The 7,238-nt window shown below is 69.9% G+C and carries 10 protein-coding genes and 1 tRNA gene; 7 read left to right on the top strand and 4 right to left on the bottom strand.

All coding sequences use genetic code 11. The annotated features are described in order from the left end of the window. The first annotated feature begins 142 nt into the window (after positions 1-142). A complete protein-coding gene (locus ACLML9_RS14175; protein ID WP_411945956.1) occupies positions 143-835 on the top strand; it encodes a PhzF family phenazine biosynthesis protein in 693 nt (230 codons plus the stop codon). A 58-nt stretch (positions 836-893) separates the two neighbouring features. After that, positions 894-1,394, top strand: coding sequence for a metallophosphoesterase family protein (locus ACLML9_RS14170; RefSeq protein ID WP_411945955.1), 501 nt, complete (start codon positions 894-896; stop codon positions 1,392-1,394). Between the two features lie 62 nt (positions 1,395-1,456). On the opposite strand, the gene ACLML9_RS14165 is transcribed toward ACLML9_RS14170, so the two are convergent. Then, the gene (locus ACLML9_RS14165; protein ID WP_411945960.1) at positions 1,457-1,768 is read right to left on the bottom strand and encodes a helix-turn-helix domain-containing protein; all 312 of its coding nucleotides are present in this window, start codon (positions 1,766-1,768) and stop codon (positions 1,457-1,459) included. Positions 1,769-1,846: 78 nt separating this feature from the next. Next, positions 1,847-2,101, bottom strand: coding sequence for a cytochrome P450 (locus tag ACLML9_RS14160; protein ID WP_411945954.1), 255 nt, complete (start codon positions 2,099-2,101; stop codon positions 1,847-1,849). A 186-nt stretch (positions 2,102-2,287) separates the two neighbouring features. On the opposite strand from ACLML9_RS14160, the gene ACLML9_RS14155 reads away from it, so the two are divergent. The 4 genes from ACLML9_RS14155 (at position 2,288) to ACLML9_RS14140 (ending at position 4,638) form a co-directional block, all read left to right on the top strand. Then, on the top strand, positions 2,288-2,485 hold the full coding sequence (locus ACLML9_RS14155) for a hypothetical protein (RefSeq protein ID WP_411945953.1): 198 nt from the start codon (positions 2,288-2,290) through the stop codon (positions 2,483-2,485). Between the two features lie 755 nt (positions 2,486-3,240). Continuing rightward, positions 3,241-3,399 carry a hypothetical protein gene (locus tag ACLML9_RS14150; RefSeq protein ID WP_156058681.1) on the top strand — a complete coding sequence of 53 codons (159 nt, stop codon included), beginning with the start codon at positions 3,241-3,243 and terminating at the stop codon, positions 3,397-3,399. A gap of 152 nt (positions 3,400-3,551) precedes the next feature. Beyond that, positions 3,552-4,286: a hypothetical protein gene (locus tag ACLML9_RS14145; protein WP_411945952.1), complete on the top strand. Its 735-nt coding sequence runs from the start codon at positions 3,552-3,554 to the stop codon at positions 4,284-4,286. 279 nt (positions 4,287-4,565) lie between these two features. Continuing rightward, positions 4,566-4,638 (top strand) — tRNA-Glu (locus ACLML9_RS14140). On the opposite strand, the gene ACLML9_RS14135 is transcribed toward ACLML9_RS14140, so the two are convergent. Both ACLML9_RS14135 and ACLML9_RS14130 read right to left on the bottom strand, forming a co-directional pair. After that, the gene (locus ACLML9_RS14135) at positions 4,635-5,171 is read right to left on the bottom strand and encodes a helix-turn-helix domain-containing protein (protein WP_411945951.1); all 537 of its coding nucleotides are present in this window, start codon (positions 5,169-5,171) and stop codon (positions 4,635-4,637) included. The genes ACLML9_RS14140 and ACLML9_RS14135 overlap by 4 nt on opposite strands. After that, a complete protein-coding gene (locus ACLML9_RS14130; RefSeq protein ID WP_411945950.1) occupies positions 5,168-5,665 on the bottom strand; it encodes a hypothetical protein in 498 nt (165 codons plus the stop codon). The genes ACLML9_RS14135 and ACLML9_RS14130 overlap by 4 nt, the downstream gene beginning before the upstream one ends. 318 nt (positions 5,666-5,983) lie before the next feature. Here ACLML9_RS14130 and ACLML9_RS14125 point away from each other — a divergent pair, with 318 nt between their 5' ends. Next, a complete protein-coding gene (locus ACLML9_RS14125; RefSeq protein ID WP_411945959.1) occupies positions 5,984-7,204 on the top strand; it encodes a styrene monooxygenase/indole monooxygenase family protein in 1,221 nt (406 codons plus the stop codon). Positions 7,205-7,238 lie beyond the last annotated feature (34 nt).

Genomic DNA, 7,238 nt, shown 5'->3' with positions numbered 1-7,238 from the left:
GGCCCGCGTCACCCCCGGGGCCCCCCGCCGTCGTCGGCCGGAGCGGTGTGACCGCTTCGCCGCCGCATGCGTCCGCCGCAGGATACGTGCGCCGGCTCCGGGGCCCCGCGGTTCGGTGTTCGCGTTCGGCTAGCCTGACTCCGTGCGCACGCCAGAGCAAGACAGTACGCAGGTCGAGGTCATCCGGGTCTTCACCGACACCGCGGGCCGGTGGGGCAATCCCCTCGGTATCGCCCGGGCCGGCGATGTGGAAGGTGCCGACCACCAGGCGCTGGCCGCCCGGCTCGGTTACAGCGAGACGGTCGTGGTCGAGTCGCCGGCCGACCGGATCGCCCGAGTGCGTATTTACACTCCCGCCGTCGAACTCCCCTTCGCCGGCCACCCAACGGTCGGGACGGCCTGGTGGCTGGCCGACCAGGGCACGCCGGTCGAGACGCTCGAGGTGCCCGCGGGTCCGGTGGCCGTCACCTCGGATGCCGGTCTCACCTGGGTACGGGCCCGGCCGGAATGGGCGCCCGAATTCACTTTCCACGAATTCGACGACACCGAACTCCTCGGCACCGTGACGCCCGGCGATTTCGACAGCGGCCATCACTACGTCTGGGCCTGGACCGACCGGGCTCGCGACGCGGTGCGTTCCCGGATGTTCGCACCTGCCATGGGCATCTCCGAGGACGAGGCCACCGGCGCCGCTGCCATCGCCCTCACCGCCCGGCTGGGTCGCGGTCTGACCATCACCCAGGGGCAGGGTTCACAACTGTTCACCAGGCACGACCCGGACGGCTGGGTGCATCTGGGCGGCCGTGTGGTCTCCGATCACCCGGTCGTGCTCTAGCCACTCTCGTGTCCCGGGCGGATGCGGCGCGGAAGTGTCCGGGTGCTACACCGGACCCATGCGGTTACTCATCATGTCCGATACGCATGTACCGAGGCGGGCCCGGGACCTGCCCACGGTTCTCTGGGACGAGGTGGATACGGCCGATATCGTCGTGCACGCGGGTGACTGGGTCGAACTCGCGCTACTGGACCGGTTGGAAACACGCAGCAGACGGCTCATCGGCGTGTACGGAAACAACGACGGACCGCAGTTGCGCGCCCGGCTGCCCGAGATCGCCCGGGCGGACCTCGCCGGTCTCCGGCTGGCCGTGGTGCACGAGACCGGGCCCGCGAAAGGCCGTGAACGGCGCTGTGCGGCGGCCTTCCCGGAAACCGATGTGCTGGTCTTCGGCCACAGTCACATTCCCTGGGACAGCGTCACCGATACCGGTCTGCGCCTGCTCAACCCCGGGTCGCCGACCGATCGCCGACGGCAGCCCGAACACACCTATCTGACCGCACGGATCCGGTCCGGGGCATTGCGCGAGGTGACGCTGCACGCTGTGCCGCACCATTGAACCCCGGCCCGCAAACCGGCGAAGCGGTAGGGCGGATCCACGGACACCCGGACATGTGGTGGTCACCGGACGCGGGCCGGTGCCGCCGGGGACGCCTCCGTGAGCCACGGCGCGGCCGCAAGAGCCGTGGGTGTCAGTCCGGTGAAGGCGGCGGCCTCCCGATACAGGTGGGATTGGTCGGCGTACCCGCCGTCCGCGGATACCAGAGGTCCCCGGGAGAGGCGAGGTGCCGCCCGGTCGAATCGAACCAGCTGTACGGCCTGTTTCGGAGTCGTCCCGAGTGGGGACCGGAACCGCGACCACAACCGCTTACGACTCCACCCCACCTCGGCCGCCGGCCGTTCGACCCGTATCCGCCCGCCGCCGGCCACCATTCGCCGCCAGGCGTGCCCGATTTCCGGGTCGACCGCTCGACCCGCCTCCTGCCGGCGACCGAGCGCAGTCTCCATACCTCATGGACGGCCGTCCGGAAATCCGAACGGGCGCAGCGCGCTACGGCTACGCCACGGAGACAGGCCCGCCGGTGTGCCGGCGACTGCGGGCGCGCGGGCCGGGCCGGCGCCCGGGCACACATGGATACCGCTGCTGAAGGACAAGTGATTCTTCGCGTTGTCCCGGGTGATATCGAAGCGGGCCGGATCGGCGAACACCGCGGGGTCGCGGTTCGCGCCCGCCAGCGACAGCACCACCGTCGATCCGCTGCGCAACCGGACCGACGATCTCCAGTTCCGTGCGGGTGGTGCGCGCGCCGAGCATCTCGGAGATGATGGCGATCGGCACCTGGGCGGCATACCGGGCCACCAGATCGGTGGGCCCGTCGTCGGGCAGTGTCGCGAGCAGTTCCTCGGTGACCGTTTCGATCCGATCGCGCAAATCGGGCGACCGCGCGCGGGGTGAACGCGGCGGCCACGGGCTTGCGCATCCGGGTGTGCTCGGGCTGGTCCGGCACCGGCATCGAGGGCGGGTCCACCGGGTTCGGCGGCAGCGGCCGGCGCGCCAAGGCGCGCCGCACCGGCCGCGGTGTGCTGAAGACCGTCGGGATGCCGACTCCGAAACGATTGTCGCGCAATATGTCCCGCACCATCTCGTGATCGAAGGTGGTCCACACCGGAAGCGTCCGGCGCGGTCGAACGCATTTTCCGGATCGAGGCGCTCACGGCTTCGCGGACGTGTTCGAGCATCTCGGGGTCGAACGCCTCGTCCCTGTCCCAGCGGCGCCCGTACCTGGTCGCCTCGGCCGCGCAGGGCCGATAACGCGAGGTGACCGGCTTGCCCGGACGGGTCCCGAGCCCGTCCGGGGCGATCTCCCACAGGACATGTATGCCGTCGCGATGTTCGATCATATGGGCCGCCGTCGCGCAACAGAGCGCTGGTGGTTCGATAGAGCTGCCCGAACGACTGCGCCAACCGGCCTGCGGTTTCGTTCAACCCCATGGCCAGGCGCCGCGTAACCGAGGCGAGCAGAGTGCTCCCGGCGTTACCGCTCATTTCGCTCCCCCCGGTGCCGCAGAGAATGGGGCAGGGGCATCGGAGAAGGCCTGCCCACCGACCCGGGCGGGACGGTCATCGGACGCCTCGGCTTTCGATTGTTGTCCGATCCGGATTCGACGGCGTCCCTGTCGCGGGACATCGCTCCACTGTTCGGGTCCCCGGCGCTCACGAAGTGCCCGTTGACGAATGCCTGCCTTGCCGGGCCGGGCGTTTCGCGGGGCGCCGGTGGCGACCGTCACTCCGGTCTCCGCCCCGTGCACGTTTCACTGTCCGGACGTGGGTATGTCCCGGCAGGACGGTGACGCAATGCGGCGCACCGGTTCGGCAGTTCCCGTCGAGTGCTCCAGGAGGGCCCGTGTCTTCGTTCCTCTCGTTCCTTTCGCTGATGCTCGTGCTGCCGGGACTGGCGGCCGCCGCCGCGTATGTGGCAGTGGCGGTGAGTATGTGGCTCGAAAAACGTCACGCCGCGGGTGATCCCGGGCCCGCTTCCCACCGTGCCCCCGGCCGGGCCTGACGGGATACCGCCCGGCAGGACGGCGGATCCACAGCCGTGACCGCCGCGTGGCCCGAAGGGTGCCGCGCACGGGATATTCGGTGGCATGCTCGGGGCTCTCCCGGTTACGATTCTTCCCGGTCGCGACGAGGTGACCGGAGGAGGGAAACGCATTGTCCACCAAGCTGAATCAGCTCATCGCCATCGAGAAGGGCGCGAAGTCACAGGCGAACGCGGATGTGACCGCCGCCTATCAGCGCGTGGGCAAGGCCGACCTGCTGTCCGGTATTTCGCGCACCTACCGTCCGCTCGACGATATGGGTGAGGAGCTGCCGTCGGAGTCCAAGCGGGTGCAGGTGCGCACGCGCGAGGTGATCGCGGATATGAAGAGCACCCTGACACGGTTGTTCGATGTGACCGCGACGAAGGATACGGCCAACTGCTCGGCGAAGGCCGACGTGACCGTCGACGGCATCGCCGTCGCCCGCGACCTGCCGGTCACCTACCTGCTGTTCCTGGAGAAGCAGCTCAGCGAACTGAAGAAGTTCGTCGCCAAGCTGCCCACCCTGGATCCGGCGGAGTCGTGGTCGTTCGACGAGGTCAGCGATTGCTACGCCACCCAGCCGTCGCAGACGGTGCGGACCAAGAAGGTGCCGCGCAACCACGTGCTGGCACCGGCCACCGACAAGCACCCGGCACAGGTGGAGGTGTATCACGAGGACGTCGTGGTCGGCCGCTGGACCACCACGAAGTTCTCCGGCGCGCTGCCGGCGAAGGAGGTCGGTGATATCGACGACCGGCTCGGCAAGCTGCTCGACGCGGTGCGGGTCGCCCGGGAGACCGCGAACGCGACGCCCGTGACGGATGTAGAGCCCGGCCGGGCCATTCTCGACTACCTGTTCGGGTAGCCGGGACCACAGACTCCCCCTGCGGGGGGATGGAGCGCAATCTGAGACTGAAATTCATCCTCACACAGCGCAGGCACTGCCAGAGTCTGCCGAAAAACTCAGCTTCTTGCTCCAAGCTCAACAATTTCATCGATCGCTCGACGGGCGGATGTGCGCGATGCACCCCCGAGATCCGGGTTCGATTCCCGGTGGCGGCTCTCCCTGCCGCTGTGGCGTAAAGGAAACGCGCGGGGTTACTCACCATGACCCACACCCGCATATTCGGCGATCACAGGTGAACGGACGATAGCTCATCTGGTAGAGCATCGGACTCTCATTCCGACGGTAGTGGGTTCGAATCCCACTCGTTTAACAGGAGGGGCCGGGAAGGGTATTCCCGGCCTCTCCGCCTGTCTCGACAGGGATCCGCTCCTCAGGCACCGGCCGAGATGCCGGCCGCGGCCGTCGCGCGGCCGCCGTCTCGACCGAGCCCTGGTGCGCCGGTGGTACGAGGGCGGCGATATCGGCGCGGGTACCGATCATCAGCTTGTGCAATACGGCAGCGATCTGCACGTCCACCGTCCTGTTCGAGCTGCCCTGGCGGGCGGCGATGGCGGTATTGGTCCAGCCCGCGGCGGCCAGGACGGCCACTTCCTGCTCGGCGGCGGAGAGTTCGTGCCAGCGCGACGGACGCTGCCGCCATACCGGGTGGCCGGCGGGCAGTTTCGTCATGGACAGCGCGCCGAGCGCCATCCGCTCCACCTCGCGCGACTCCGGCCGCAGCGCCGACCCTTCCCGCTCCGCTGTGTCGAATGCCGGGCGGCGGAGCACCGTACGCGCCGCGTCGGCCGCGGCGTCGGTGTGCGCCGCGAATGGACCGAGGCTGTCCAACCGCACTGAGTTCATGCAGTATCGCGGGCAGTGATTCGGCGGGCCAGGCGGGCGGCGGCCAGCCGGATACACGGGGGATGGTCGTGCAGGTGCCGGCAGATCTCCGCGACGATCGCCCGCTGTGCCGGATCGTCGACCGGGTGACCCGCGGCGGCGGCCCGGCCGCGGAACAATGCGACGGCTTCCTCCCGCGACAGCTGCGGCACCGGCATCAGATATTCGTCGACCCAGCCCAACGGTGTCCGGCTGGTCGCGACGATGGTCAGTTCGTCCACCGCATCGAGCAGGTCGGCGGTCACCGTGGCCGCACTGTCGAGAATGTGCTCGCAGCTGTCGAGTACCAGTACCGCGGGCAGCACCCGGCCCGCGGGGCGGCGCAGCGCCCGGACTATCGCCTCCCGGGCCGAACGACCCGAGAAATCGGCCCCGACCACCACGCGGGCGAGTTCCTCGTCGATCGCTGTGGCATCGGCGCCCTCGGGCAGCCGGTCGAGCCGTACCCGGTACACCGGGCGGGACCGCTCCGCGACCGACAGGGCCTCCGTGACCAGCGCGTCTTCCCGATCCCGCCCGGACCGAGCACCGTGAGGAGCCGGACCGGCACCGCGAGCAGCGAAACGATCCGCCGCACCTCGTCGGCCCGTCCGACGAAATCCCCCACTGCCGCCGGGGCAGCGCTCGCGCCCGGCGCGGATCGCACCGCCATGAGGATCAACAGTAGTCGGCGCCGACGATTCCGCGCAGTGGTACCGATGTGCCCGTCCCACCTATTCGCCGAGGATCATCTGGTCGGAACCGGCCGAATCGGTCAGAGGAAAGGGCGCGTGATGGGACATATCCGGATTCTGGGGGCGGGCGAATGCGGGCTTCCGTTGGCACATCGACTGCTACGCGCGGGTCGTCCGGTCACACTGGTGGCGGCACGCGAGGCCGCCGCCGTACTGAACGGCACAGTGACCAGCACCCAGGTCAAGTTCCCGGCGACACTGGACCTGGAAAGCGCGGCCGGCCTGGGACACTGGCGGTCCGTGGCGCCCGAGATACGCGGTATCCGGCTGGCCGCGGTGATGGACGGCCAGCGGATACTGGGCTGGACCGGCCGATTCACCCGGCCGGCGCAGAGCGTCGATCAGCGTACTGTGTTCGCGCGCTGGCTCACCGATTACATCGACGCCGGTGGGGATCTGGAGATCGGCGATCCGCCGGTGGCCGAAATCGATCGGCGGGCGGACGAGTACGACCTGACCGTGGTCACCCGCGCCTCCGGTGAGCTGGCCGCCTGCTTCCCCGCCGATCCCGGCTGGCCGGCGCCCGGCCAGCCCGCGCGGCAGCTGGCCGTGCTCTACCTCGAGGGTGCGACGCCGGACCCGGACGACCTCGGGATCTATGTATCGCTTCCCGGCCTGGGGGAAGTGATCTCCTACCCCGGGCTCACCGGTGCGCCGGGCGCGGAGCGGCGGTGCGAGATGCTGCTGATCGAGGCGATCCCCGGCGGCCCCCTCGATGTCTTCGATCCGCACGACCCACCGTCCGAGCAGTTGCGCCGGGCCCGTCGGCTGCTGGAAACCTATCTGCCCGCCGATCTCGCGGATCGCTATCGCACGGCCGAATTGACCGACGCCCGTGCCGCGCTGACGGGTGCGGTGCCGCCGGCCATGCGCCGACCGGTGGGAACACTGCCCTCCGGCCGGCCGGTACTCGGCGGCGGCGATGTGGTGTGCCGGATGGACCCCGGTGGCGCCCAGGGCGCGAACAACGCCGCCCACTGCGCGGAGACCTACGCCGCCGCGATCCTGGCCTGTCCGGACGGGCCGTTCGACCGGTCCTGGATGGTGTCGGCCGCGACGCCGTGGCTCACCGGCACCGCGCACCATGCCGCGCGGTGGACGGCGGCGGTGCTCGACCCACCGGCCGAGATGCAGCAGTTCATGCTGGCCGCGCAGCAGGACCCCGCGCTGGCGAACGCCTTCGCGGACACCTTCGCCCGGCCGGCCGATATGGTCCGCTTCACCGCCGCCCGCAACGCGGACACCGCACCGCTCGGGTGATCGTGCCGGCGCCGGTTTCCCCCGGCCGGGCGCG

This window comes from Nocardia sp. NPDC002869 (assembly GCF_046764065.1).
Taxonomy (GTDB): domain Bacteria; phylum Actinomycetota; class Actinomycetes; order Mycobacteriales; family Mycobacteriaceae; genus Nocardia; species Nocardia rhamnosiphila.
The sequence above is the reverse complement of the archived record's forward strand: the minus strand, read 5'-3'. Positions and strand labels throughout refer to the sequence as shown.